Here is a 25,352-nt window from a genome sequence, read left to right as displayed (position 1 = left end):
CCAATGGCGGGGTATGTGAAACAACCCCATTCGGCGGGATGCTAAATGGACGTTAAACTATAGAACCCTGAAGATTAAACATGACTGAATCTTTCGCTCAACTCTTTGAAGAATCCCTGAAAACAATCGAAACCCGTCCGGGTTCCATCGTTCGTGGCGTTGTAGTTGCTATCGACAAAGACGTAGTACTGGTTGACGCCGGTCTGAAATCTGAGTCTGCCATCCCGGCTGAGCAATTCAAAAACGCACAGGGCGAGCTGGAAATCCAGGTAGGCGACGAAGTTGATGTTGCGCTGGACGCTGTTGAAGATGGCTTCGGTGAAACTCTGCTGTCCCGTGAGAAAGCTAAGCGTCACGAAGCTTGGATCACGCTGGAAAAAGCTTACGAAGAAGCTGAAACTGTCGTCGGTGTTATCAACGGCAAAGTTAAGGGTGGCTTCACTGTAGAGCTGAATGGTATTCGTGCGTTCCTGCCAGGTTCCCTGGTTGACGTGCGTCCAGTACGTGACACTCTGCACCTGGAAGGCAAAGAGCTTGAGTTTAAAGTCATCAAGCTGGACCAGAAACGCAACAACGTTGTAGTTTCTCGCCGTGCGGTTATCGAATCAGAGAACAGCGCAGAACGTGATCAACTGCTGGAAAACCTGCAGGAAGGCATGGAAGTTAAAGGTATCGTTAAGAACCTCACTGACTACGGTGCATTCGTTGATCTGGGCGGCGTAGACGGCCTGCTGCACATCACTGATATGGCTTGGAAACGCGTTAAGCATCCGAGCGAAATCGTCAACGTTGGCGACGAAATCACTGTTAAAGTGCTGAAGTTCGACCGCGAGCGTACTCGTGTTTCCCTGGGCCTGAAGCAACTGGGCGAAGATCCATGGGTTGCTATCGCGAAACGTTACCCAGAAGGCACCAAGCTGACTGGTCGTGTAACCAACCTGACTGATTACGGCTGCTTCGTAGAAATCGAAGAAGGCGTTGAAGGTCTGGTACACGTTTCTGAAATGGATTGGACCAACAAAAACATCCATCCGTCCAAAGTTGTTAACGTGGGCGATGTAGTGGAAGTTATGGTTCTGGACATCGATGAAGAACGTCGTCGTATCTCCCTGGGTCTGAAGCAGTGCAAAAACAACCCATGGCAGCAGTTTGCAGAAACCCACAACAAGGGCGACCGCGTTGAAGGTAAAATCAAGTCTATCACTGACTTCGGTATCTTCATCGGCCTGGACGGCGGCATCGACGGCCTGGTTCACCTGTCTGACATCTCCTGGAACGTTGCAGGCGAAGAAGCAGTTCGTGAATACAAGAAAGGCGACGAAATCGCAGCGGTTGTTCTGCAAGTTGACGCAGAGCGCGAGCGTATCTCCCTGGGCGTGAAGCAGCTGGCTGAAGACCCGTTCAATAACTACCTGTCTATGAACAAGAAAGGTACTATTGTTACTGGTAAAGTCACTGCAGTTGACGCCAAAGGTGCTACAGTTGAATTAGCAGGCGGCGTAGAAGGTTACCTGCGTGCTTCTGAAGCCTCTCGCGACCGCATTGAAGATGCAACTCTGGTTCTGAATGTGGGTGACGACGTTGAAGCTAAATTCACCGGCGTTGACCGTAAGAACCGCGTAGTAAGCCTGTCCGTACGTGCTAAGGACGAAGCTGACGAGAAAGATGCAATTGCTACTGTTAATAGCGGCAGCAAGCAGGAAGAAAGCAATTTCTCTAACGCAATGGCTGAAGCTTTCAAAGCGGCTAAAGGCGAGTAATGACGGGGGGCGGTTTTTGACCGCCCCGATACGGTAGTTTAGCTGCAAAGCTTGGAGGAACTATGACCAAGTCTGAACTTATTGAAAGACTTGCTGGCCAGCAATCTCATGTACCGGCGAAAGCCGTTGAGGATGCAGTGAAAGAGATGCTAGAACATATGGCTGCAACGCTAGCCGATGGGGAACGCATCGAGATCCGCGGATTCGGCAGTTTTTCTCTTCACTACCGTGCTCCGCGTGTGGGTCGCAACCCGAAAACTGGCGATAAAGTTGAGTTGGACGGCAAGTACGTTCCTCACTTCAAGCCAGGCAAAGAGCTGCGTGACCGCGCCAATATCTATGGCTAGTCACTGACTGACCATAGAGTTGTTGCTTGTAAAGAAATACAAAACGGTGCCCTTGGGGCGCCGTTTTTTTTTGCCTGTTATCTTCCATTGGCGGTCTTGGCGCTTCTTGCGAGCCAAGCCGCAGTATGTGGTTAGCCGTGGTAACGGCCGTTGTTATTGTGCGGTGACGATCGCGTGCCGTCAGATTGTTGATGGTGAGTATTGGCCTATGCGTAAACAATCCCGTGATGTTGGCAGCCTGAATAGCTGCCCGATACCGGGAGATCACTTATCAAAACTTCGCTGGATTTGGCTGTAAGTGCAATTATCTGCGGTATTTTACCGCTGCTTTTCATGCCGTCCTTACCCGATGCGCGCCTCACTCTGTGGGTCACCTTACCTGTTTGTCTCTGCCTGTGGCGTAGGGGCAACGTAGGCCGATTTATGGCGTGGGGGGCATTGGGTTTTCTTTGGGCAGTATTCACTGCCGGAACCCTGGTTAATCAAATCAATCGCTTAAGTCAGGGCCCAGTGGTGAACGCGGTGGTTCAGGTGAGCAGTATTGCGTTGGCTTCCGCACCACGAAAGCAGACGGTTATGCGTATCGAACAGATCAATGGCCACTGGCTGGTACCCTCGATCGCTTTTTCTACCCGCTGGCAACCAAAAGATCGGCCTCTGTGTGCCGGGCAACGCTGGCGATTGCACCTGCGCTTGCGACCGGTGCATGGCAGCTTAAATGAAGGGGGCTTTGACAGTCAGCGTTGGGCGATGTCACGGCGCCAACCGCTGACGGCGCAGGTTAAGAGCGCGGTAATCCTGGACCAAAGTTGCGGTTGGCGGCAGCGTATTATCGGGCATGCCGAGAGCAATATGGGGCTCCTTCGCTATAAAGCCGTGTTGCTCGCGTTGGCATTTGGAGAGCGGGCGGCGCTGGAACCGGCACTGCGGACCTTGATGTTGAAAACCGGCATTGCTCACCTGATGGCCATTTCGGGACTGCACGTGGCGATGGTGGCTATTTTGATTTGGTCCTTGTTACGGGCTCTGCAATTTTTTCTGCCGGCAAACCTGATTGGTTACCGTTTTCCACTGATCATCAGTTGGCTCGGCGCATTGGGCTATGTCTGGTTGGCTGGCGCGCATCCACCCGCGGTAAGAACCGGCCTGGCGCTGACACTGTGGATGTTGTTGCGTATACGCGGCATCCATTGCTCTTCCTGGCAAATTTGGCTGTGGTGTATCGGGCTAATCCTGGTTTGTGATCCGCTGGCAGTGTTATCCGACAGCTTTTGGCTATCGGCCACGGCAGTGCTTTGCCTGATTTTTTGGTTTGAATGGGTGCCGCTACATCCCCGCTTTCGCTCGGGATGGTACTGGGCACCGCTACGTTGGCTGCATATTCAGTTTGGTATCACATTGCTATTGGTCCCCATGCAGGCCGGCTTGTTTCTTGGCCTGACGCTTACCTCTATACCGGCCAATCTCTGGGCTGTCCCCCTGGTCTCGCTGGTCACGGTACCCTTGATCCTGCTGGCAGTGGTGGTGGGTATTTTCCCGATGTTGAGTGCGGGACTCTGGGGAGTAGCCGATCTTACCCTGGCAGGGGTGTTTACCCCATTACACTACCTGCAAAACGGTTGGGTCGATCTCGGCGCAGCTTCTCTGGTTGTCAGTCTTACCGGTTGGCTGCTGGTGATTTTCTGGCGTTTTCACTGGTGGTGGCGTTATGCATCGGTGCTGGCAACTTTGGCGGTGTGTGGCTTACTGTGGCGCGAGAGAGAGCCCACATACTCTTGGCGTGTAGATATGCTAGACGTTGGGCATGGTTTGGCGATGGTGGTTGAAAAGAACGGTCGGGCAATATTGTATGATACTGGCCCCCGTTGGGGGACGGGGAGTGCCGCTGGTCGGAATATTTTGCCGTTTCTTCACTGGCGAGGATTACCTGTGGAGCAAATCATTATCAGTCACGATCATCTGGATCATATCGGTGGTCTTGAAGAGATGCAGCGGGCATTTCCGCAAGCGGCCGTAAGAAGTCCACGTCTTGATGCAGGCCATTTACCCTGCGTGGCCGGGGAGCGCTGGCAATGGCAATCGTTACAGTTTCAAGTGTTGTGGCCACCAAAGAGGGTAAAAATGGCGGGAAATGATGATTCATGCGTCATTCGTATTGATGATGGCAAATATAGTCTGTTGCTAACCGGGGATGCAGAAAAAAGGACGGAGGCACAGTTGGTACGGCATCAACGTCCTTTATTGAGCGCTACAGTGTTACAGGTACCGCATCATGGCAGTAAAACCTCGTCCACGCCGCCATTTTTGCGTGCGGTAGCGCCGAAGGCAGCAATAGCTTCGGCATCGCGTTACAATAAATGGCGTTTACCTGCGGTTAAAGTTGTCACCAGATATCTGGCAAATGACATCATATGGCGCGATACTTCGCGCTCCGGTCAGTTATCCGTACTTTTTTTCGACAACGATTGGCAAATTAAAGGCTTTCGTGAACAATTAATGCCCCGTTGGTACCATCAGCGGTTTGGCGTAGAGGGTGATAATGAGTAAAATGGGCCGCTATTTCTTCCGATGCTGGTATTTGCATGATGAATGATAAAGATCTCTCCACCTGGCAGACTTTCCGTCGCCTCTGGCCGATGATCACACCTTTTAAGACCGGACTGATCGTGGCCGCCATTGCGTTGGTACTTAACGCGGCCAGCGACGCCTTTATGTTGTCTTTGCTTAAACCTTTATTGGATGACGGTTTTGGGAAAACGGAAAGCAGCATTCTGCTGTGGATGCCATTGGCGGTAATTGGCCTGATGGTGGTGCGCGGGGCGACTGGCTTCGTTTCCAGTTACTGTATCTCCTGGGTATCCGGTATGGTGGTGATGCATATGCGCCGCCGGCTGTTTGGCCATATGATGAGAATGCCGGTATCGTTCTTCGATCAGCAGTCTACCGGGACCTTGCTATCGCGGATCACCTATGATTCCGAACAGGTCGCTTCATCGTCTTCCAGTGCGCTGGTGACCGTGGTGCGTGAAGGGGCGTCGATAATCGCGCTGTTCACCATGATGTTCTACTACAGCTGGCAGCTGTCGGTGATCCTGATCGTACTGGCTCCTATTGTCTCTATTGCTATCCGCATCGTTTCCAAACGCTTCCGTAATATCAGCAAAAACATGCAGAACACGATGGGACAGGTGACGACCAGCGCAGAGCAGATGCTTAAAGGCCATAAGGAAGTCCTGATTTTTGGCGGTCAGCAGGTTGAAACCGATCGCTTCAATTCGGTCAGCAACCGCATGCGCCAACAGGGTATGAAACTGGTTTCCGCTTCCTCTATCTCTGACCCCATTATTCAGCTTATCGCGTCACTGGCGCTGGCCTTCGTGCTGTATGCCGCCAGCTTCCCTAGCGTAATGGCTACCCTGACTGCCGGTACTATCACCGTGGTGTTCTCTTCGATGATCGCCCTGATGCGCCCGCTGAAGTCACTGACCAACGTCAACGCTCAGTTCCAGCGTGGGATGGCGGCGTGCCAGACCTTATTCTCGATTTTGGATATGGAACAGGAAAAAGATACCGGCACCCGTGAAGTTGCACGTGCGAAGGGCGATATCGAATTCCGTAATGTCACTTTCTACTATCCAGGCAAAGAAACTCCTGCGTTGCGCGATATCAATCTGAGCATTTCAGAAGGTAAAACTGTGGCGTTGGTAGGGCGTTCCGGTTCGGGAAAATCGACGATCGCCAATCTGCTGACCCGTTTTTATGACGTCCAGGAAGGCGAGATCCTGATGGATGGTCATGATTTGCGCGAGTACACACTGGCATCGCTGCGTGATCAGGTAGCGCTGGTTTCGCAAAACGTGCATTTGTTCAATGACACTATTGCCAACAACATCGCTTACGCGCGTGAAGAACGTTATAGCCGCGAAGAGATAGAAAAGGCTGCGCGCATGGCTTATGCCATGGACTTCATTGAAAAAATGGAGAACGGTCTGGACACGGTGATCGGTGAGAACGGCGTAATGCTGTCCGGCGGTCAACGCCAACGTATCGCTATCGCCCGAGCCTTGCTGCGTGACTGCCCGATCCTGATCCTCGATGAAGCTACTTCGGCACTGGACACAGAATCGGAACGTGCTATTCAGGCCGCGCTGGATGAATTACAGAAGAACCGTACTTCACTGGTGATTGCGCACCGTCTGTCGACCATTGAGAAGGCTGATGAAATCCTGGTGGTTGAGGATGGCCGTATCGTTGAGCGTGGCGAGCATGCGGTCTTGCTCGAAAAGCGGGGGGCTTATGCCCAGCTTCACCGTATGCAGTTTGGTCAATAATGATTGAGCGCATCTGGTCAGGCAGTTCGCTGGTTTATTTGCTGCTGTTACCGCTGTCCTGGCTGTATGGCCTGGTCAGTGGTCTGATTCGACTCAGCTACCGTTGCGGCCTGCGTAAAAGCTGGCGTGCACCGGTGCCGGTGGTGGTGGTGGGGAACCTCACTGCCGGTGGCAACGGCAAAACTCCGATGGTGATCTGGCTGGTAGAACAGTTGCAGCAGCGCGGATACCGGGTGGGTGTGGTTTCTCGCGGTTATGGTGGTAAAGCAGAGGCTTATCCGCTGTTACTTAACGCGAGCACGACCACCCAGCAGGCGGGCGATGAGCCGGTGCTGATTTTTCAGCGTACCGCTGCACCAGTGGCAATCTCACCCAAGCGTTGTGAAGCGGTTCAGGCGTTGCTTAAGCAGCAGCCACTTGATGTGGTGATTACCGATGACGGTCTGCAGCATTACGCTTTGCAGCGTGATTTTGAACTGGTGGTGATCGACGGAGTACGCCGCTTTGGCAATGGATGGTGGTTACCGGCAGGCCCGATGCGCGAACGTGCTTCGCGGCTAAACAGCGTTGATGCCCTGATTGCCAACGGTGGTGTGGCCCAGCAGGGTGAGATCGCCATGCGGTTGCAGGCACGTGACGCGGTTAATGTTGCCAGCGGTGAGCGCCGCCCGGCAGTCGAACTGCCGCATGTAGTGGCAATGGCCGGTATCGGTCATCCCCCACGCTTCTTCGCCACCTTGGAAAAGCTGGGTGTGGAGGTTGAAAAGGAAGTGGCATTTGCCGATCATCAGGAATATCAGCATGACCCCTTGGCGGCGCTGGTATCTTCAGGGCAAACGCTGTTGATGACTGAGAAAGATGCGGTCAAATGTCGTGCTTTTGCCCAGCCCAACTGGTGGTATTTACCGGTTGACGCGGTACTTCCCCCCGAACAGGCTGAGCAACTGCTGCACAGCATTGAAACTCTGCTAAAAAAATAATTCAGATTGCCAGCGCGTGAAGCCCCAGTGCTTGCGCGCAGGCGTCTATCGAACGCTGTTGCGTTTGCTGATATAACGCCAATTCATCAACCACTTCTGCACCCAACGCCAGTTCAAATGCTGCCCTGCTTGAGGTTGCGTTGTACTGCGTGTGGCCACTGTCGCCCAAATTCGATTGGAAAATGCCTGCGGCACTGACCGGCAGAAAATCTTCATAGACCAGCGGCTGGAAACGGATATATTCCTGAGCGATCAGCTGTTCCAACGTGCTGTGGTGATCCAGAGTTTCTTTAGCTGCCAGCCCACATTCGGTCGGGAAGTAGCGGAACCAGGCCAACTGCTGCTCACGCAGGGTGGCATAGTCATCTGGAAACGCCTGGAAATTTTCCGCCAGTAACTGGTTGTAGCGCTCAGCATTTTTTTCGCTCGGCGGGGCCTGCAAAGCATCATTGGTCGCCTGTAGCAAGCGATCGTACAGTGTACGGCCTTTGGTTGTCAGTGCCACTCCGCGCTGTTCAATTTCGCCGAAGCGTGCCGTGTGATGCCCGGCTACGGCGCTACCATCATGTTCAACAAAATCAACGTTCTCTTCCAGCGCTTTAAAACTGGTTTGGCGCAGCAGGATAGGGCGGCGACGTGGCGGCGGGCCTTCAATCACCGCTTTGGGGGTGATACCCCGGCCGGGCATGGCTTGCTGGACCAAATCGATATCGAGAGTGCGTGGTGTTAAATGGTTAATGTGCGGGCCTTTAAAGGCCACGACATCGGCGATCAAACGGTGCTGGTCATGCAACTGTTGATATTCGGCTGCGCTGACCGTCGCCCGGCGGTGCCAACGAAAGGTTTCCAGCGCCTGTTCGACAAATTCATTTGCCTGGCTGTCATCCAGCCCGCCCTGAGCTTCCTGCAATACGATCAGCTCCAGTGCCCGTTCGGTAAAGATACGGCGACGGGCCAACAGGCGTTGTGCCAGTTCGCGTAACTCTGGGTTTTCAATCAGCTCAAGCCGTAATAATGAGGTGAACACCCGAAATGGACTGATTTGCAGCGCATCTTCGTGTACTGCCCGAAACGCGGTGGAGTGTACCGGGACACCTGCGACGGCCAGGTCGTAGTAGCCGACCGGAGACATGCCCATCACATTAAACAGCCGCCGCAGGGTGGCCAATTCTTCTGAGGTACCCACCCGAATTGCCCCATGGCGTTCCATGGCCAGACGTTCGATTTCGCCGGTAATTTGTAATTGATGAGCCAGTGCGGCATCTTCGCGCAGGACCTGTCGGTTGGTTTCCGCCACCAATTCCAGCAAATCGCCATACAGAGGTACCTCGTTTTGGTACATTTCTGACATGGCGTGGGAGAATCTGGCGCGGATTTCATTCGGTGAGACGAACTGCTGGGCGGTCATGCGCATAGCTCCTTTATTCAGTATAATCTGAAAAATATCATTCTTGGCGGCAAAAGTGCTGGCTGAAAGGCCATTAGCCTTGTTTTCACCTCAAGTTTAGCTATGTCGATTAGGTTTTGTTATAGCTAGGGCAAGCATATTAGATTTTTATGCGTTAGCTCTCATTTGAACAGGAAATAACGGAAAGTACGGCCGTCCGGAAGGCAATGACGCCAAGCGATTCTCGTAAAAAAAGATAAATAAATCCATTAGCAATCATAGATATAAAAACAAATGTGGCCTTGTGATAAAAATAAGGCAATAAACCTCTTGTGCAAAAGATAGATTTATGAGTAAATGCAAGTCGGCCTGTGATACAGACCTATTTATGTTCGAGTTTAGAGTTAAGCAGTTCCTCCAAAAACGTTATCATCTGATTCCGCTTCAAAGACGAACCTTCTAAGTATCTCCCATAAGTAATGTTTCTAAGAACGGCCAAAATTGCCTTATGGCAGGTTTTGTATATATATTTAAAAGGTAAATGAGTAATGTCTAAGAAGACGGGTCAAGTGAAGTGGTTCAATGAAAGTAAAGGTTTTGGTTTTATTGAACAGAACGACGGTGGTAAAGATGTATTCGTACACTTCTCCGCAATCGCGACCGACGGTTTCAAAACTTTGGCTGAAGGCCAGCGTGTTGAGTACACCGTAGAAGACAGTCAGCGCGGGCCGGCTGCAGCTAACGTTGTTGCTCTGTAAATAAACAGGGAATAACGTAAAGAGATATTAATACAACCATGATGACGCATTTACGCTGATTCATTGCGGAAGATATTAATTTCAACAAGCCCGCCAGAGTGCGGGTTTTTTATTTTTTGCTCACGAGAGGTTTCTTACGAAAAACTTTAGGATGGGCTGGTAGCGTCCAACAATAATAAAAATGACGTTGTTAAGGATGCTCAAGTAAAAGGATATAAGTTATGTTTAAAAATACTGTGTTACAAATGGGCCGTGTGAAATGGTTTGATCAGGCTGCAGGCTATGGTTTTATTTCACCGGTAGATGGTAGCGACGAAATCTATGTAAGCCGTCGTTCTATCGCCAATACTAAAAATAAATCGTTAAACGAAGGTCAGAACGTTGAGTTCTCGATCTATCGCAGCTCCCACGGGCTGTCAGCGGCAGACGTTATCGCGTTCTGACCCACCCCTTCCTCGCCAGTGCCGGTGCCGCCACCCCAAGCACTGGCGAAGATAAATCTCCCGATATCCACTACTATCAAGCGATTGCTCAATCACTTCGGATGTCAGGATGAACACCCCAGTTATTTCTCTTACTGCCGCCCGTGCGCTTCACCTCGCCGCACAGGGGCTGCTATCCCCGATGAAACGCAAAGCCAAACCCGATGACGTGGTTGCCGCTATTGGGCGTATGGGTTTACTGCAAATTGATACTATCAGTGTGGTCGCACGCAGCCCCTATCTGGTGCTGTTCAGCCGCCTGGGTGACTACCAGCCTGAATGGCTGGAGCAGGCACTGGCGAGCCGCCGGTTGTTCGAGTACTGGGCGCACGAGGCCTGCTTTTTACCCATCGAAGATTTTGGCCTGCTGCGTCACCGAATGCTGCAGCCGCAAGGTATGGGCTGGAAGTATTCCGAAGCGTGGATGCAGGAACATCAGGTGGCAATAGACGCCCTGCTGCAACACATTGAAACCGGTGGGCCGGTACGCTCGGCGGATTTCAGCGCCGAGAAGAAGGGCAACAGCGGCTGGTGGGATTGGAAACCGGAAAAGCGCCATCTCGAAATCCTGTTCACCGCCGGCAAACTGATGGTAGCCGAACGGCGCAATTTCCATCGCGTTTACGACCTGACAGGAAGATTGTTACCTCACTGGGATGATAGCCGGCATGCGTTACCTGTCGAAGATGCACGACAGGAAATGCTTAGCCGCAGCTGCCGTTATCTTGGGATCTTCAGAGCCGAATGGTTGGCGGATTACTACCGTCTGAAGCGGGTGGCGCCGAAAGCGCTACTGACGTCGTTACAACAGCAGGGCGAAGTGCTATCCGTGCTGATCGAGGGTTTGGACGGGGAGTTTTATGTGCACCATTCGTTGTCGGCAGAGCTAAAGCTGGCAGAGCAAGGGGCGTTAAAATCCACCGTGACCACGTTGCTTTCTCCGTTCGATCCAGTGGTTTGGGATCGCCGTCGTGCGCTGGAGCTGTTCAATTTTGATTACCGGTTGGAATGTTACACGCCGAAAGAGAAACGGCAGTATGGCTACTTTACATTGCCGGTGTTGCAGCGCGGCGAACTGATTGGCCGTATTGATGCAAAAATGCATCGCCGACAGGGCATTTTCGAAATTATCAGCTTTCACCCACAGGCGAAGGTACGCTTCGGTAAACAACGGATGCAGGATATTCGGCAAGCAATAACCCGCAGTGCAAAATGGCATGGTGCCAAACAGGTTACTTTGGGTGATATTCCGGCGGCTCTGGCTATAGAGTGGGGCGCTGGCTGGGAAGTGGAATAACGAACGGCGTTGTCGGCTTGGGTAAAACGAATGTTCAGCGCCGCTCGTTACAATGGGGATGCCTTAGTTGCTGAAGTTGGCAAACAGGGCGATGATTTTGTGAAGACGTTTGATCATGTTAACTGTCTTTTTGTGACTTGCATCACAAAATTCTACGCCTGAGCCGGGGGTAATTCAATCCCCCTCGAAAGATTAAAATGCAGCGACAAAACAGCCGGTGATTAACCTGGCGCATAGCGTTATGCTATCCTCACGCACTTTCCTTACGTTAAATCTCCACCCTGGAGGAAGCATGGATCACCGTTTACTCGAAATCGTTGCCTGCCCGGTCTGCAACGGTAAGCTTTATTTCAATAAAGAAAACCAGGAATTGGTCTGCAAAGTGGATGGTCTGGCCTATCCGCTGCGTGACGGCATTCCCGTCCTGTTGGAAAATGAAGCGCGAGCGCTGTCATTGGATGAGAAACACGCATGAGTTTTATCGCTATTATTCCAGCCCGTTATGCATCAACCCGTTTACCGGGTAAACCCCTGGCCGATATCCACGGTAAGCCCATGGTGGTGCACGTAATGGAGCGTGCGCGCGAGTCGGGGGCCAGCCGCGTTATCGTCGCGACCGATCATCCGGCGGTGGCCGAAGCGGTTAAAGCGGCAGGCGGTGAAGTCTGCATGACCCGGGCCGATCACAATTCCGGCACCGAGCGTTTGGCCGAGGTGATCGAGCACTATGGTTTCGCTGATGACGAAATCATCGTGAATGTTCAGGGTGACGAGCCATTGATCCCACCGGTAATTGTGCGCCAGGTGGCTGAAAATCTGGCGGGAAGTCAAGCCGGTATGGCCACCCTGGCGGTGCCGATCGAAAGCGCTGAAGAAGCCTTTAACCCCAATGCGGTCAAAGTGGTGATGGATGCGCAGGGTTATGCGCTCTATTTCTCGCGCGCCACAATCCCATGGGATCGTGAACGTTTTGCCCAATCCAAAGAAAACATCGGCGACAGCCTGTTGCGTCACATCGGCATTTACGCCTATCGCGCCGGTTTTGTGCGTCGTTACGTCACCTGGGCACCAAGCCAACTGGAGCAAATTGAGCTGCTGGAACAGTTGCGGGTGCTGTGGTACGGCGAAAAAATCCACGTGGCAGTGGCCAAGGCGATGCCGACGGTGGGTGTTGACACGCCGGAAGACTTGCAGCGCGTGCGCGACAGTATCCAAGGCTGAGCATTGAACGCCGGCGTGTTACGCAACGCGCCGGCGATATGATTTCCCTTCTTATATCCCCGTTTTGTTGATCTGCGTTGAAGAATTTTTCTGCTCCCCGTTCGATGATGTCAGCGTCTCTTCCTTTCCTCTTGAGGCCATTTTCTTATGGAGCAGTTACGCGCCGAACTGAGTATTGTGCTGGGTGAGTCCATCAGCCGGCTGGAACGCGTCAGCGAACAACCTTATGCGCACATGTATTCACTGTATGACCAACAGGGCCATGCTATTCCCCTGATGGCAAAAAGTTTTGTCTGTCAGGGCATTGCCCAGCAGGAGGCTTACAAACTGTCGATGCTGTCGCGTGAAGGGGATATTCGCCTGCCGACGGTATATGGCGTGGTCTATACCCACCAGGCTCCCTATAAAGAGATCTTGTTGATCGAACGTTTACGGGGTGTGTCGGTGGAAGCGCCGACGCGTACGCCGAACCGCTGGAATACCCTGATGGAGCAGATTGTCGATGGCGTATTGGCCTGGCACCGCATTGACAGCCACGGTTGTGTTGGCACGGTAGACAGTACTCAGGAGAACGACTGGTTCTGTTGGTATCAACAGCGGGTCGAAGTGCTGTGGTCAACGCTGAGTAATCTCAACTCGCCGCAGCTGACGATGGCGGATCGCCGTTTGTTGTACCGCACGCGTGAAGCCCTGACCCATTTTTTTGTCGGTTTCGACGATCCCTGCGTGCTGGTTCACGGCAACTTGTCATTGCGCAGCATGCTGAAAGATCCGAAAAGCGATCAACTGCTGGCGATGCTCAACCCGGGAATGATGCTGTGGGCACCGCGTGAATATGAGCTTTTCAGGCTGTGTGAGGCGGGAATGCCGAGCCAGTTGCTGTTCTATTATTTGCAACGGGCACCGGTAGCGGAATCTTTCCTGATGCGGCGTTGGTTGTATGTGGTGTGGGAAGCAGTAGGGCGGTTGATTCATACCGGCAAACTGGAGCGGCAGCCGTTTGACTATGCGTCCAAACAACTGCTGCCCTGGCTTGCCGTTTAACGCCGACTAGTCGACAGAAACCTCATCGGCCCCTTTCAACCATTGCCACAGGCTGCCCAGCGTTTCATACCAGGCGCGTTCGCTGTGGCCAAGGAACATCGCAGACGGCACCACGCGATCCCAAATATTCAACCGCGAACTGATGGCCAACTGATTGGCCGGTGCCGGGATCGGGTGCAGCCCCTTGGCTTCAAAGAAGCGCATGGCCCGCGGCAAATGGTTGGCTGAAGTTACCAGAATAAACGGCTGCTGGCCGACCAACTTCGACACCTGCAATGCCTCCTGCTCGGTATCCATCGGGCGATCCAACAGGACAATGTCACTACCTGGTACTCCCAGACTTTCCGCCACCCGCGCCGCCGTTGCCGCGTTACTTAGCGTTTTCGGGCCTCCGGCACCGGTGAACACCATTTTCGCCCCAGGGTGAGCGAGATATAAGCGCACGCCTTCCGTGACTCGTGGCAGACTATTGCCGATCAAGTTGGAACTTGGCGCCCAATCCGGATTAAAGGTGTAGCCGCCACCCAGCACCACGATATAATTCACCGGGTCATTGCCACGATAGGTGACATACTCAGATTCGATGGGACGCAGCAACCTGTCGGCCACTGGTTGCAGGCTGAAAAGCAGTAAAAACAGCCAGCTCAGCGTGAAAATGACCTTGCCGCTTTTTTGCCAACGGGTGAACCACAGCAGTAACAGCGCCAGTCCCATCAGTAGCAACATCGCAGGTAACGGCATTAAAATAGCGCCAATGAACTTTTTCAGGTTAAACAGCATCAAAAATCAGGTCCTTTTGGGCGAAAAAACGACATCCGGGCACAATCAGGCCGCAAGAAGATTCATTCTAAGCCAGTCTGTGCCAAAATAGCAGGTTTGAATGGGCTGGCACTTTGCCCCAGCCGGATAAGATCAGCGGAGCCGTTGTCCATGCAGGATCGCAATTTTGACGATATTGCTGAAAAGTTTGCGCGTAATATTTACGGCACCACCAAAGGGAAAATCCGCCAGGCTGTGGTTTGGCAGGATCTGACCACGCTGTTGGCCCAGTTGCCGCAGCGGCCGCTGCGCATTCTGGATGCCGGCGGCGGCGAAGGCCATATGGCCTGCCAATTGGCAGAATTAGGACATCAGGTGTTGTTGTGCGATCTTTCTGGTGAGATGATCCAACGCGCCGCGTTGCTGGCAGAGCAGAAAGGTGTGAGCCAGAACATGCAATTCATACAAAGTTCAGCACAGGACATTGGTCAACACTTGGAACAGCCGGTTGATCTGATATTGTTCCATGCAGTGCTTGAATGGATCGCCGAACCTGAGGCCGCGCTGCAGGCGTTATTTAACTGTTTGCTGCCGGGTGGCGCACTGTCATTGATGTTCTTTAACGCCAATGGCCTCTTGATGCGTAACGTGGTGTTGGGTAATTTCCAACTGGTGAACCCAGAGGTCAGAAGGCGCAGAAAGCGTTCGTTGTCGCCGCAGTATCCACATAGCCCGCCGCAGGTGTATGGCTGGTTGGAGCAACTGGGCATGCGCATCAGCGGAAAAACCGGCGTGCGGGTGTTCCACGATTATCTGCAGAGCAGGCAGCTACAGACACAAAAATTTGAAGAGTTACTGGCGCTTGAACAGCACTATTGCCGGCAGGAGCCGTACGTGAGTTTGGGGCGCTATATTCACGTCATGGCGCATAAACCAAACCTGAAGGACGAACTATGAGTGAATTTTCCCAGACAGTACCCGAACTGGTCGCCTGGGCACGGAAAAATGATTTCTCTATTTCGCTCCCTACGGAGCGTCTCGCGTTTTTGCTCGCTATCGCCACGTTAAACGGCGAGCGGCTGGACGGCGAGATGAGCGAAGGTGAGCTGGTTGATGCATTTCGCCATGTCAGCAAGGGTTTCGAACAGACGCATGAAACGGTGGCCGTCCGCGCCAACAATGCGATTAATGACATGGTGCGCCAGCGCCTGTTAAACCGTTTTATCAGCGAACTGGCGGACGGTAACGCGATTTACCGTCTGACGCCGCTGGGTATCGGTATCACCGATTACTATATCCGTCAGCGCGAATTCTCCACGCTGCGTCTGTCGATGCAGTTGTCGATCGTGGCGCAGGAGCTCAAGCGTGCTGCCGACGCTGCCGATGAAGGCGGTGATGATTTCCACTGGCACCGTAACGTGTTTGCACCGCTGAAATATTCGGTGGCGGAAATCTTCGACAGTATCGATTTGACCCAGCGGATTATGGATGAACAACAGCAAGGCGTGAAGGACGACATCGCCGCATTGCTGAACAAAGACTGGCGTGCGGCGATCTCCAGCTGTGAGATGCTGCTGTCCGAAACTTCGGGCACCCTGCGTGAGTTGCAGGATACGCTGGAGGCGGCGGGCGATAAACTGCAGGCCAACCTGCTGCGTATTCAGGATGCCACGCTGGGTGGGGCAGAACTGGGCTTCGTCGACAAGCTGGTGTTTGATCTGCAAAGCAAGCTCGACCGCATTATCAGTTGGGGCCAGCAGGCGATTGACCTGTGGATTGGCTACGACCGTCACGTGCATAAATTTATCCGTACCGCGATCGACATGGACAAAAACCGGGTGTTTGCCCAGCGTTTGCGTCAGTCGGTGCAAAACTATTTCGACAATCCATGGACACTGACCCATGCCAACGCCGACCGTCTGCTGGATATGCGAGACGAAGAACTGGCGCTGCGCAGTGAGGAAGTGACCGGGGAACTGCCGCCGGATCTGGAGTTCGAAGAGTTCAGTGAAATCCGTGAACAGCTGGCATTGATGATCGAACAGGCACTGAAGATTTATCAGGAACAACAGATGCCGCTCAACTTAGGGGCGGTAATGCGCGATTATCTGGCGCAATATCCGCGTGCTCGTCATTTTGACGTGGCACGTTTAGTGGTCGACCAGGCAGTGCGCCTTGGTGTGGCTGAAGCAGATTTTTCAGGGTTGCCGGCACAATGGCAGGCAATCAATGATTACGGAGCCAAGGTCCAGGCCCATGTCATCGACAAATATTGAACAAGTAATGCCAGTCAAGCTGGCCAAGGCATTGTCTAACGCGCTGTTCCCGGCGCTGGACAGCCAACTGCGTGCGGGTCGCCACATCGGTATCGATGAGCTGGACAACCACGCTTTCTTAATGGACTTCCAGGATGAACTGGAAGAATTTTACACCCGCTACAGCGTAGAGCTAATCCGCGCGCCGGAAGGTTTTTTCTACCTGCGCCCGCGCTCTACCACGCTGATCCCGCGTTCGGTGCTGTCTGAACTGGACATGATGGTGGGGAAAATCCTGTGCTATCTGTACCTCAGTCCAGAGCGTCTGGCCCACGAAGGGATCTTCAGCCAACAGGAGCTGTATGACGAGCTGCTGAGCCTGGCGGACGAGAGCAAATTGCTGAAGTTCGTTAATCAGCGTTCTACCGGCTCGGATCTCGATCGTCAGAAGCTGCACGAAAAAGTGCGTACTTCACTGAACCGTCTGCGTCGTTTGGGCATGGTCTATTTCATGGGCAACGACAGCAGCAAGTTCCGTATCACCGAGGCGGTGTTCCGCTTTGGCGCCGACGTGCGCAGCGGTGACGACCCGCGTGAAGCGCAGTTGCGTATGATCCGCGACGGCGAAGCAATGCCGGTTGAAAACAGCCTGTTGCTGAATGATGAGAGCGATGCAGAAGATTCGCCGCTTGATACCACACCAGACAGTGCAGAGGATGAACAGGAATGATTGAACGCGGTAAATTTCGCTCGCTGACACTGGTTAACTGGAACGGCTTCTTTGCCCGCACCTTTGATCTGGATGAGCTGGTGACCACGCTGTCCGGCGGTAACGGGGCAGGGAAATCCACCACCATGGCGGCCTTCGTCACTGCGTTGATCCCCGACTTGACGCTGCTGCACTTTCGTAACACTACTGAAGCCGGTGCCACCAGTGGCTCGCGCGACAAGGGCCTGCACGGTAAGTTGCGCGCCGGGGTGTGTTATTCGACTCTCGACGTGCTCAACTCGCGCCATCAACGCGTTGTAGTGGGTGTTCGTTTGCAGCAGGTGGCCGGCCGTGACCGCAAGGTGGACATCAAGCCGTTCGTTATTCAGGGCCTGCCGACCGCAGTACAGCCGACCGAGCTTTTGACCCAAACGGTGGGTGAGCGCCAGGCACGTGTATTGTCGCTGCAAGAACTGAAAGATCGCGTTGAAGAGATGGAAGGGGTGCAGTTCAAGCAGTTTAACTCCATTACCGATTACCACTCATTAATGTTCGATCTGGGCGTGATCCCAAAACGCCTGCGTTCATCGTCCGATCGCAGCAAGTTCTACCGCCTGATCGAAGCCTCACTGTACGGCGGTATCTCCAGCGCCATCACCCGTTCCTTGCGTGACTACCTGTTGCCTGAAAACAGCGGCGTGCGCAAGGCATTCCAGGATATGGAAGCGGCGCTGCGTGAAAACCGCATGACGCTGGAAGCGATCCGCGTTACCCAATCCGACCGTGACCTGTTCAAACACCTGATTTCCGAGGCCACCTCTTACGTGGCGGCGGACTACATGCGCCATGCCAATGAGCGACGCATTCATTTGGACGGGGCACTGGCACTGCGCAACGATCTGCTGGGTAGCCGCAAACAGTTGGCTGCCGAGCAATATCGCCATGTTGAAATGGCGCGTGAACTGGCAGAACAGAGCGGTGCAGAATCCGATCTGGAAACCGATTATCAGGCTGCCAGCGATCACCTGAATCTGGTTCAGACGGCAATGCGTCAGCAGGAAAAGATCGAGCGCTATGAAGGCGATCTGGAAGAGCTGACCTACCGACTGGAAGAACAGAATGAAGTGGTTGCGGAGGCCAGTGAACAGCAGGCCGAAAACGAAGCACGCGCCGAAGCGGCCGAACTGGAAGTGGATGAGCTGAAAAGCCAGCTTGCCGACTACCAGCAAGCGCTCGACGTGCAGCAAACCCGTGCCATTCAATATCAGCAGGCGTTGCAAGCATTGGAACGCGCGCGCGCGCTGTGCCAATTGCCGGAACTGACTGCCGAAAATGCCGAGCATTGGCTGGATACATTCCAGGCGCGTGAGCAGGAAGCGACCGAAGCCTTGCTGATGCTGGAACAAAAACTGAGCGTGGCCGATGCCGCGCACGGTCAGTTTGAACAGGCTTATCAGCTGGTGGGTAAAATCGCCGGTCAGGTCAGCCGCAGTGAAGCCTGGCAGTGTGCGCGCGAATTGCTGCGTGACTGGCCATCACAGCAACACCTTGCCGAGCGCGTGCAGCCTTTGCGTATGCGCCTGAGCGAGCTGGAACAGCGTCTGCGCTCCCAGCAGGACGCCGAGCGTCTGCTGCAGGAGTTCTGCAAACGCCACGGCCAGCAGTATCAGCCGGATGAACTCGATGCCCTGCAACAAGAGCTGGAAGAGCGTCTGGAATCGCTGTCACAAAGCGTTAGCGATGCCGGCGAGCGTCGGATGGAAATGCGCCAGGAACTGGAGCAAATTCAGCAACGCATCCGCGAACTGACCACCCGTGCACCTGTCTGGTTGGCAGCGCAGGATTCGCTGAGCCAGCTTGGTGAGCAAAGCGGTGAAGCGCTTGAAAGCAGCCAGCAGGTGACTGAGTACATGCAGCAACTGCTGGAGCGCGAACGTGAAACTACCGTTGAGCGTGACGAAGTGGCTGCCGGTAAACGTGCCGTGGAAGCGCAAATCGAACGTCTCAGCCAGCCTGGGGGTGCCGAAGATCAGCGCCTGGTCACGCTGGCCGAACGTTTTGGTGGCGTGCTGCTGTCCGAAATCTACGATGACGTTACCATCGACGATGCACCGTACTTCTCCGCCCTGTACGGCCCGTCCCGCCACGCGATTGTGGTGCCGGACCTGTCGTTGGTGCGCGAGATGCTGGAAGGTCTGGAAGACTGCCCGGAAGATCTCTATCTGATTGAGGGGGATCCGCAGTCGTTCGATGACAGCGTATTCGCCGTCGAAGAACAAGACCGGGCGGTGTTGGTCAAAACCGCTGAGCGCCAGTGGCGTTACTCCCGTTATCCGGCAGTGCCTTTGTTTGGTCGTGCCGCGCGTGAGAACCGCCTGGAAATACTGCATGCCGAGCGGGAAAAGCTGGCAGAACGTTATGCCACGCTGTCGTTCGACGTGCAGAAAACCCAGCGTTCGCATCAGGCCTTCAGCCGCTTTATCGGCAACCATCTGGCAGTAGCGTTTGACGCCGATCCAGAAGCCGAAATCCGTGGCCTCAATACCCGCCGCGGTGAAATCGAACGTGCTCTGAATAATCATGAAGCGCAGAACCAGCAGCAGCGTCAGCAGTACGATCAGGCGAAAGAGGGCATCTCTGCGCTGAACCGCCTGATGCCGCTGGTTTCATTGTTAAACGATGAAACCCTGCAGGATCGCGTGGAAGAAATCCGTGAGGAGCTGGAGGAGGCGCAGGATGCCGCGCGTCATATTCAGCAGCACGGCGTTTCCCTGACCAAACTTGAGCCGCTGTTGTCGGTGCTGCAGAGCGATCCGCAGCAACATGAGCAGCTGCAACAGGATTACTCTCAGGCGCAGAGCGTGCAGCGTCAGGCTAAACAGCAGGCGTTTGCCCTGATTGAAGTGGTGCAACGTCGTGCTCACTTCAGCTATACCGATTCCGCCGGCATGCAAAATGCCAATAACGATCTGAACGACAAGCTGCGCCAGCGTCTGGAGCATGCGGAAGCGGAACGTACCCGTGCCCGCGAGCAACTGCGCCAGTATCAAACCCAGTTTACCCAGTACAGTCAGGTGTTGGCATCGCTGAAAAGTTCGTATGACGCCAAGCGCGACATGCTGAAAGAACTGAGCCAGGAACTGGTAGACATCGGCGTACAGGCGGATGCCAATGCCGAAGCCCGCGCGCGTACTCGTCGTGATGAATTGCATGCGGGTCTGAGCACCAATCGCGCACGCCGTAACCAGTTGGAAAAACAGCTGACCTTCTGCGAAGCGGAAATGGACGGCCTGCAGAAGAAACTGCGCAAGCTGGAACGTGATTATTATCAGCTGCGTGAGCAGGTGGTTACCGCCAAAGCGGGCTGGTGCGCAGTGATGCGCCTGGTGAAAGACAACGGGGTTGAGCGTCGTCTGCATCGCCGTGAGCTGGCCTATATGGACGGTGATGAACTGCGCTCAATGTCGGATAAGGCGCTCGGTGCATTGCGTCTGGCGGTATCGGATAACGAACACCTGCGCGACGTACTGCGCCTGTCGGAAGATCCGAAGCGTCCGGAACGCAAGATCCAGTTCTATATTGCGGTCTATCAGCATCTGCGTGAGCGTATTCGTCAGGATATCATTCGCACCGATGACCCGGTTGAGGCCATCGAACAGATGGAGATCGAACTGGGCCGTCTGACCGAAGAGCTGACTGCGCGTGAGCAGAAGCTGGCGATCAGTTCCAAGAGCGTGGCGAACATCATTCGCAAAACCATCCAGCGCGAACAGAACCGTATCCGCATGCTCAACCAGGGCCTGCAGGCGGTTTCCTTCGGTCAGGTGAAGAGCGTGCGATTGAACGTCAACGTGCGCGAAGCGCATGCGACTCTGTTGGACGTGCTCTCCGAGCAGCAGGAACAACATCAGGATCTGTTCAACAGCAACCGACTGACCTTCTCAGAGGCTCTGGCCAAGCTGTATCAGCGCCTGAACCCGCAGATTGATATGGGGCAACGCACGCCACAGACCATCGGCGAAGAGTTGCTGGATTACCGTAACTACCTGGAGCTGGAAGTGGAAGTCTTCCGCGGCTCTGACGGTTGGTTGCGTGCCGAGAGTGGCGCGCTGTCTACCGGGGAAGCGATCGGTACCGGGATGTCGATTCTGGTGATGGTGGTGCAGAGCTGGGAAGAAGAGTCGCGCCGTCTGCGCGGCAAAGATATCTCCCCATGCCGTCTGTTGTTCCTTGATGAAGCGGCGCGACTGGATGCCAAATCCATCGCCACGCTGTTCGAACTGTGTGATCGTCTGGAAATGCAGCTGATCATCGCGGCACCGGAAAATATCAGTCCGGAAAAAGGCACGACTTATAAGCTGGTACGTAAGGTGTTCCAGAACCATGAACACGTACACGTCGTGGGCCTGCGTGGTTTCGCTAACGAACCCCCGGTACTGGGGATTACGGCGGCAGAAACACCTTAAAGGTGAAAAAAGCCCGCTAATAATCTGAAAATAGCCGCCCTGGGGTGGCTATTTTTTTGTGCGAGTGGATGATAGTCGTGCTTTTTTCTGCGCGGGAAACCGAGTAGCCTGATGAAATACAGTTATTCATAAGTGCCAAAAGGCAAAATGGCTTTTCTGTTCGTATACTGAAACTAATAAGCTGTCTTGGTTATATTTTTTGTGAGCATACAGGGGGCAATGGATGTTGCTTAGAAATGGAAACACTGTACGGCGGCTGGCGTTAAGTTGCGCAATCGCATGTGGTCTTGCGTCGTCGTTACCCGTATGGGCAACCGTTCCTGCGTTTCCGGTAGCGTCATCCGGCATGTCAGTGGCGCAAAGCCGTTCGGAAATACTGGCGGCCTTGCCGAAGGGTATCACACCGAATTACCTTTCGACGCTGGCTCCTTTGTACGCGGCGAACCGTATGCAATTGATGTGGCAAGATCGCGACGCGGTTCAGCAATTCCAGCAGCAACTGGCCGAATTGGCGATGTCCGGCGTACAGCCACAGTTCACCCAATGGGTGAAACTGCTGACCAATCCGGCGATTACCGACGTGGCGCGTGATGTGGTGCTGTCTGATGCGATGCTGGGATATTTACAGTTCGTTTCGTCCATCGGAGCCAACGGTAATAATTGGTTGTACAGCAATATTCCTTACAAGCTCGGCTTGCCGCCGAATACGGTAATTAACCAGTGGCAGTTGGCGGTGCGTCAGGGCAAAACTCTGGCTTATGTCAACACGTTGGCACCGCAGCACCCGCAGTACGCCAAGATGCATCAGGCCCTGCGGGACATGCTGGCCGACGGCCATCCGTGGCCGCAGATGGCCAATGGCCCTAGCCTGCGTCCAGATCAACTGAGTGATGACATTCCGGCCTTACGCGAGATCCTGGCGCGTAACGGCATGCTGTCCACTGCGACGGCACCGGTGGAAGCACAGGATCCCCCTGCGGTATTGACCGGCTCGCGCAATGAGCCCGACGATGGCGGCCTGTCGGTCGATGAAGAAAAAAGTCGTGAGAGCCAGAGTGTCGTAGTCAGTCCGGCCGCCGCGCCGGTGAAAGATCTGGCTCCTTCACCGCAATCGCCATTTTCGCAGCAGCCGGAAAACCCGGTTACCGTCATCGATAATCGTTATACCCCCGATCTGGTGGAGGGGGTTAAGCGCTTCCAGCAATGGCAGGGGCTGAGCGCAGACGGGGTGATCGGCGTGCGCACTCGCGAATGGCTCAACGTGACGCCGCAAATGCGTGCCTCGCTGTTGGCGCTGAATATTCAGCGTTTACGTATTCTGCCCGGCCATGTCGATACCGGCATTATGGTTAACATTCCCAACTACTCATTGACCTACTATCAGAACGGTAATGAGGTGCTTTCCTCGCGGGTGATTGTCGGTCGACCTAGTCGCAAGACGCCGTTGATGAGTAGTGCTCTGAACAATGTGGTGGTGAATCCTCCGTGGAACGTGCCGACCACGCTGGTGCGCGAAGATATCGTGCCGAAGGCGATGCGTGACGGCAGCTACTTCCAGAAGCATGGCTATACCGTACTTTCCGGCTGGAGCAACGATGCCGAAGTGATCAATCCGGCGATGATCGACTGGAACATGGTCTCTGCCCGTAATTTCCCGTACCGGATCCGCCAGGCACCGGGCGCTACCAACTCGCTGGGGCGTTTTAAGTTCAACATGCCGAGTTCGGACGCTATCTATCTGCACGATACGCCTAACCATAATCTGTTCCAGAAGGACATCCGTGCATTAAGCTCTGGCTGCGTGCGAGTCAACAAGGCATCGGATTTGGCGAATATGCTATTGCAGGATGCCGGTTGGAATAACACCCGCGTTTCGTCCACCCTTAAACAAGGGAATACCACCTTCGTCAATATCCGCCAGCATATTCCGGTTAAATTGTATTATTTAACCGCCTGGGTCTCTGATGATGGAAAGCCACAATTCCGTACAGATATTTACAATTATGATGATACGGTGAGATCGGGTGCACAAATTTTGGCTCAGGCCGAAAAATTAATGCAATAAATGCAGTAATTATAAATAAATAACGGTCTGAATATCGGGCCATGATGCAGGCACTCATTACGTGAGTGCCTGCAAACCGCGGGACATCACGGGTTGACTCAGCCAGTGTGGGCGGTTATGGTTCGGGCAGTGCGCTGTTTTGTGCATATATTTTGATATTCTTGCCGGGTTTAACAGAAACATGGACAAAATTGATCATCATCGCCGTAAATGGCTGGCGTTAGGTAGCGCCGCTGTGGGCATAGCGCTGCTCCCTGGGCAAGCCTTTGCCAGTCTTTCTACTTCACGCCCTCGTATTCTGGTTGTAAATAACATGCATACGGGCGAATCGTTGAAAGCCGAATTCTTCGACGGTAAGGGATATAATAAAGACGAGTTAGTCCGTCTTAATCATCTCTTCCGTGATTATCGCGCCAATAAGATTAAGTCGATTGACCCTCGTCTGTTTGATCATCTCTATCGCTTGCAAGGCCTGTTGGGTACCAACAAGCCGGTACAGTTGGTTTCAGGCTACCGCTCGCTGGATACCAACAATGAGCTGCGTGGACGCAGCCGCGGTGTGGCCAAGCACAGCTACCACACCAAGGGCCAGGCGATGGACTTCCATATTGAAGGTATCCAGTTGAGTAATATCCGCAAAGCGGCGTTAAAAATGAGCGCCGGTGGTGTAGGATATTACCCACGTAGCAACTTTGTACACATCGATACCGGCCCGGTGCGGACCTGGTAATCGCTGTGCACCATAAGTGAGTAGCGCCAGCCCGTCAGGGTATGGCGCTGTTGTCGTTGGAGCCTTATGAAATACCATATTATTCCCGTTACCGCTTTCAGTCAGAACTGCAGCCTGATCTGGTGTGAAAGCACCCAGCAGGCGGCGTTGGTCGATCCCGGCGGTGAGCCTGAAAAACTGAAGGCCGAAATAGCCAGACAGGGCGTGACGGTTACGCAGATCCTGCTGACCCATGGTCATCTCGATCATGTTGGCGCAGCGGCTGAGCTGGCAGAGCATTATCAGGTGCCGATCTACGGCCCGGATAAGAGAGATGCTTTCTGGCTGGACGGCTTGCCTGCGCAGAGCCGCATGTTTGGGCTGGAAGAGTGCGCACCGCTGACGCCAACCCAGTGGCTGGAAGAAGGGGATAGCGTGCAGGTGGGCGAGATGACGCTCAAGGTGCTGCATTGCCCGGGCCATACTCCTGGCCATATCGTCTTTATTAACGAACAGGCGAGATTGGCGCTGGTGGGTGACGTGCTGTTTAACGGCGGTGTTGGACGCAGTGATTTCCCACAAGGCGATCACCAGGCGTTAATCAACTCGATCCGTACCAAGTTATTACCGCAGGGTGATGACATGGCGTTCATTCCAGGCCATGGGCCGATGTCTACCTTCGGTCAGGAACGTGAAACCAACCCGTTCCTGCGTGAAGAGCCGGCCATCTGGTAAGGTTATTTCCGGCAGAAATAACTAAGGGGCGCATTGAGCGCCCCTTT

Annotated in this window: 20 protein-coding genes; 18 read left to right on the top strand and 2 right to left on the bottom strand. The window is 53.9% G+C overall.

Annotation, left to right across the window (positions count from 1 at the left end; translation table 11 throughout):
• Positions 1 to 80 precede the first annotated feature (80 nt).
• The 5 genes from rpsA (at position 81) to lpxK (ending at position 7,418) form a co-directional block, all read left to right on the top strand.
• Positions 81 to 1,760 (top strand): 30S ribosomal protein S1, encoded by a 1,680-nt coding sequence (gene rpsA / locus BEI65_RS01175; protein ID WP_099061742.1) that lies wholly within the window; start codon positions 81 to 83, stop codon positions 1,758 to 1,760.
• A 62-nt stretch (positions 1,761 to 1,822) separates the two neighbouring features.
• Positions 1,823 to 2,107 (top strand): integration host factor subunit beta, encoded by a 285-nt coding sequence (gene ihfB, locus BEI65_RS01170; RefSeq protein ID WP_004942652.1) that lies wholly within the window; start codon positions 1,823 to 1,825, stop codon positions 2,105 to 2,107.
• A gap of 282 nt (positions 2,108 to 2,389) precedes the next feature.
• Positions 2,390 to 4,654 carry a ComEC family protein gene (locus BEI65_RS01165; protein ID WP_198404383.1) on the top strand — a complete coding sequence of 755 codons (2,265 nt, stop codon included), beginning with the start codon at positions 2,390 to 2,392 and terminating at the stop codon, positions 4,652 to 4,654.
• 35 nt (positions 4,655 to 4,689) lie between these two features.
• The gene (msbA, locus tag BEI65_RS01160; protein ID WP_099061740.1) at positions 4,690 to 6,438 is read left to right on the top strand and encodes a lipid A ABC transporter ATP-binding protein/permease MsbA; all 1,749 of its coding nucleotides are present in this window, start codon (positions 4,690 to 4,692) and stop codon (positions 6,436 to 6,438) included.
• Complete coding sequence (gene lpxK / locus BEI65_RS01155) at positions 6,438 to 7,418, top strand: tetraacyldisaccharide 4'-kinase (RefSeq protein WP_099061739.1); 981 nt, start codon at positions 6,438 to 6,440, stop codon at positions 7,416 to 7,418. Before msbA ends, lpxK begins: the two co-directional genes overlap by 1 nt.
• A 1-nt stretch (position 7,419) precedes the next feature.
• Here lpxK and BEI65_RS01150 read toward each other — a convergent pair whose 3' ends face one another.
• Positions 7,420 to 8,826: a VOC family protein gene (locus BEI65_RS01150; RefSeq protein WP_099061738.1), complete on the bottom strand. Its 1,407-nt coding sequence runs from the start codon at positions 8,824 to 8,826 to the stop codon at positions 7,420 to 7,422.
• A 527-nt stretch (positions 8,827 to 9,353) separates the two neighbouring features.
• On the opposite strand from BEI65_RS01150, the gene BEI65_RS01145 reads away from it, so the two are divergent.
• From BEI65_RS01145 to BEI65_RS01120, 6 genes are all read left to right on the top strand, one after another.
• A complete protein-coding gene (locus BEI65_RS01145; protein ID WP_085116076.1) occupies positions 9,354 to 9,563 on the top strand; it encodes a cold-shock protein in 210 nt (69 codons plus the stop codon).
• Positions 9,564 to 9,784: 221 nt separating this feature from the next.
• Positions 9,785 to 10,006, top strand: a complete 222-nt coding sequence (locus tag BEI65_RS01140; RefSeq protein WP_006320799.1) for a cold-shock protein — start codon at positions 9,785 to 9,787, stop codon at positions 10,004 to 10,006.
• Positions 10,007 to 10,115: 109 nt separating this feature from the next.
• On the top strand, positions 10,116 to 11,342 hold the full coding sequence (locus BEI65_RS01135) for a winged helix-turn-helix domain-containing protein (protein WP_099061737.1): 1,227 nt from the start codon (positions 10,116 to 10,118) through the stop codon (positions 11,340 to 11,342).
• A gap of 292 nt (positions 11,343 to 11,634) precedes the next feature.
• Positions 11,635 to 11,817, top strand: a complete 183-nt coding sequence (locus BEI65_RS01130; protein WP_006320791.1) for a Trm112 family protein — start codon at positions 11,635 to 11,637, stop codon at positions 11,815 to 11,817.
• Positions 11,814 to 12,563 carry a 3-deoxy-manno-octulosonate cytidylyltransferase gene (kdsB, locus tag BEI65_RS01125; protein WP_085116078.1) on the top strand — a complete coding sequence of 250 codons (750 nt, stop codon included), beginning with the start codon at positions 11,814 to 11,816 and terminating at the stop codon, positions 12,561 to 12,563. Before BEI65_RS01130 ends, kdsB begins: the two co-directional genes overlap by 4 nt.
• 147 nt (positions 12,564 to 12,710) lie before the next feature.
• Positions 12,711 to 13,607, top strand: coding sequence for a YcbJ family phosphotransferase (locus tag BEI65_RS01120; RefSeq protein WP_099061736.1), 897 nt, complete (start codon positions 12,711 to 12,713; stop codon positions 13,605 to 13,607).
• A gap of 6 nt (positions 13,608 to 13,613) precedes the next feature.
• Here BEI65_RS01120 and elyC read toward each other — a convergent pair whose 3' ends face one another.
• Complete coding sequence (gene elyC / locus BEI65_RS01115; protein WP_085116080.1) at positions 13,614 to 14,387, bottom strand: envelope biogenesis factor ElyC; 774 nt, start codon at positions 14,385 to 14,387, stop codon at positions 13,614 to 13,616.
• Positions 14,388 to 14,537: 150 nt separating this feature from the next.
• On the opposite strand from elyC, the gene cmoM reads away from it, so the two are divergent.
• The 7 genes from cmoM to BEI65_RS01080 all read left to right on the top strand — a co-directional run bounded on the left by cmoM (position 14,538) and on the right by BEI65_RS01080 (position 25,305).
• Entirely contained in the window at positions 14,538 to 15,323 is a 786-nt protein-coding gene (gene cmoM / locus BEI65_RS01110) for a tRNA uridine 5-oxyacetic acid(34) methyltransferase CmoM (RefSeq protein ID WP_012006149.1), read from the top strand.
• A complete protein-coding gene (gene mukF / locus BEI65_RS01105; protein WP_099061735.1) occupies positions 15,320 to 16,642 on the top strand; it encodes a chromosome partition protein MukF in 1,323 nt (440 codons plus the stop codon). The genes cmoM and mukF overlap by 4 nt, the downstream gene beginning before the upstream one ends.
• Positions 16,623 to 17,351, top strand: coding sequence for a chromosome partition protein MukE (gene mukE / locus BEI65_RS01100; RefSeq protein ID WP_099061734.1), 729 nt, complete (start codon positions 16,623 to 16,625; stop codon positions 17,349 to 17,351). Before mukF ends, mukE begins: the two co-directional genes overlap by 20 nt.
• The gene (mukB, locus tag BEI65_RS01095) at positions 17,348 to 21,796 is read left to right on the top strand and encodes a chromosome partition protein MukB (RefSeq protein ID WP_099061733.1); all 4,449 of its coding nucleotides are present in this window, start codon (positions 17,348 to 17,350) and stop codon (positions 21,794 to 21,796) included. Before mukE ends, mukB begins: the two co-directional genes overlap by 4 nt.
• Before the next feature lie 223 nt (positions 21,797 to 22,019).
• On the top strand, positions 22,020 to 23,861 hold the full coding sequence (gene ldtD, locus BEI65_RS01090; RefSeq protein WP_099061732.1) for a L,D-transpeptidase: 1,842 nt from the start codon (positions 22,020 to 22,022) through the stop codon (positions 23,859 to 23,861).
• Positions 23,862 to 24,042: 181 nt separating this feature from the next.
• Positions 24,043 to 24,591: a YcbK family protein gene (locus BEI65_RS01085; RefSeq protein ID WP_099061731.1), complete on the top strand. Its 549-nt coding sequence runs from the start codon at positions 24,043 to 24,045 to the stop codon at positions 24,589 to 24,591.
• 66 nt (positions 24,592 to 24,657) lie between these two features.
• The gene (locus BEI65_RS01080; protein ID WP_099061730.1) at positions 24,658 to 25,305 is read left to right on the top strand and encodes an MBL fold metallo-hydrolase; all 648 of its coding nucleotides are present in this window, start codon (positions 24,658 to 24,660) and stop codon (positions 25,303 to 25,305) included.
• Positions 25,306 to 25,352 lie beyond the last annotated feature (47 nt).

The organism is Serratia sp. BW106 (assembly GCF_002607755.1).
GTDB classification, from domain to species: Bacteria; Pseudomonadota; Gammaproteobacteria; order Enterobacterales; family Enterobacteriaceae; genus Serratia; species Serratia proteamaculans.
Note: the sequence above shows the minus strand (reverse complement) of the source record. Positions and strands in the feature narration are given on the sequence as shown.

Excerpts from the sequence above, each read along its gene's own strand:
- cmoM (WP_012006149.1), top strand. The coding sequence starts at position 14,538 with ATGCAGGATCGCAATTTTGACGATATTGCTGAAAAGTTTGCGCGTAAT.
- msbA (WP_099061740.1), top strand. The coding sequence starts at position 4,690 with ATGATGAATGATAAAGATCTCTCCACCTGGCAGACTTTCCGTCGCCTC.
- BEI65_RS01150 (WP_099061738.1), bottom strand. The coding sequence starts at position 8,826 with ATGACCGCCCAGCAGTTCGTCTCACCGAATGAAATCCGCGCCAGATTC.
- ldtD (WP_099061732.1), top strand. The coding sequence starts at position 22,020 with ATGTTGCTTAGAAATGGAAACACTGTACGGCGGCTGGCGTTAAGTTGC.
- BEI65_RS01135 (WP_099061737.1), top strand. The coding sequence starts at position 10,116 with ATGAACACCCCAGTTATTTCTCTTACTGCCGCCCGTGCGCTTCACCTC.
- elyC (WP_085116080.1), bottom strand. The coding sequence starts at position 14,387 with ATGCTGTTTAACCTGAAAAAGTTCATTGGCGCTATTTTAATGCCGTTA.
- ihfB (WP_004942652.1), top strand. The coding sequence starts at position 1,823 with ATGACCAAGTCTGAACTTATTGAAAGACTTGCTGGCCAGCAATCTCAT.
- kdsB (WP_085116078.1), top strand. The coding sequence starts at position 11,814 with ATGAGTTTTATCGCTATTATTCCAGCCCGTTATGCATCAACCCGTTTA.
- BEI65_RS01120 (WP_099061736.1), top strand. The coding sequence starts at position 12,711 with ATGGAGCAGTTACGCGCCGAACTGAGTATTGTGCTGGGTGAGTCCATC.
- BEI65_RS01085 (WP_099061731.1), top strand. The coding sequence starts at position 24,043 with ATGGACAAAATTGATCATCATCGCCGTAAATGGCTGGCGTTAGGTAGC.
- BEI65_RS01145 (WP_085116076.1), top strand. The coding sequence starts at position 9,354 with ATGTCTAAGAAGACGGGTCAAGTGAAGTGGTTCAATGAAAGTAAAGGT.
- BEI65_RS01130 (WP_006320791.1), top strand. The coding sequence starts at position 11,635 with ATGGATCACCGTTTACTCGAAATCGTTGCCTGCCCGGTCTGCAACGGT.
- mukE (WP_099061734.1), top strand. The coding sequence starts at position 16,623 with ATGTCATCGACAAATATTGAACAAGTAATGCCAGTCAAGCTGGCCAAG.
- rpsA (WP_099061742.1), top strand. The coding sequence starts at position 81 with ATGACTGAATCTTTCGCTCAACTCTTTGAAGAATCCCTGAAAACAATC.
- mukF (WP_099061735.1), top strand. The coding sequence starts at position 15,320 with ATGAGTGAATTTTCCCAGACAGTACCCGAACTGGTCGCCTGGGCACGG.
- BEI65_RS01140 (WP_006320799.1), top strand. The coding sequence starts at position 9,785 with ATGTTTAAAAATACTGTGTTACAAATGGGCCGTGTGAAATGGTTTGAT.
- BEI65_RS01080 (WP_099061730.1), top strand. The coding sequence starts at position 24,658 with ATGAAATACCATATTATTCCCGTTACCGCTTTCAGTCAGAACTGCAGC.
- lpxK (WP_099061739.1), top strand. The coding sequence starts at position 6,438 with ATGATTGAGCGCATCTGGTCAGGCAGTTCGCTGGTTTATTTGCTGCTG.
- mukB (WP_099061733.1), top strand. The coding sequence starts at position 17,348 with ATGATTGAACGCGGTAAATTTCGCTCGCTGACACTGGTTAACTGGAAC.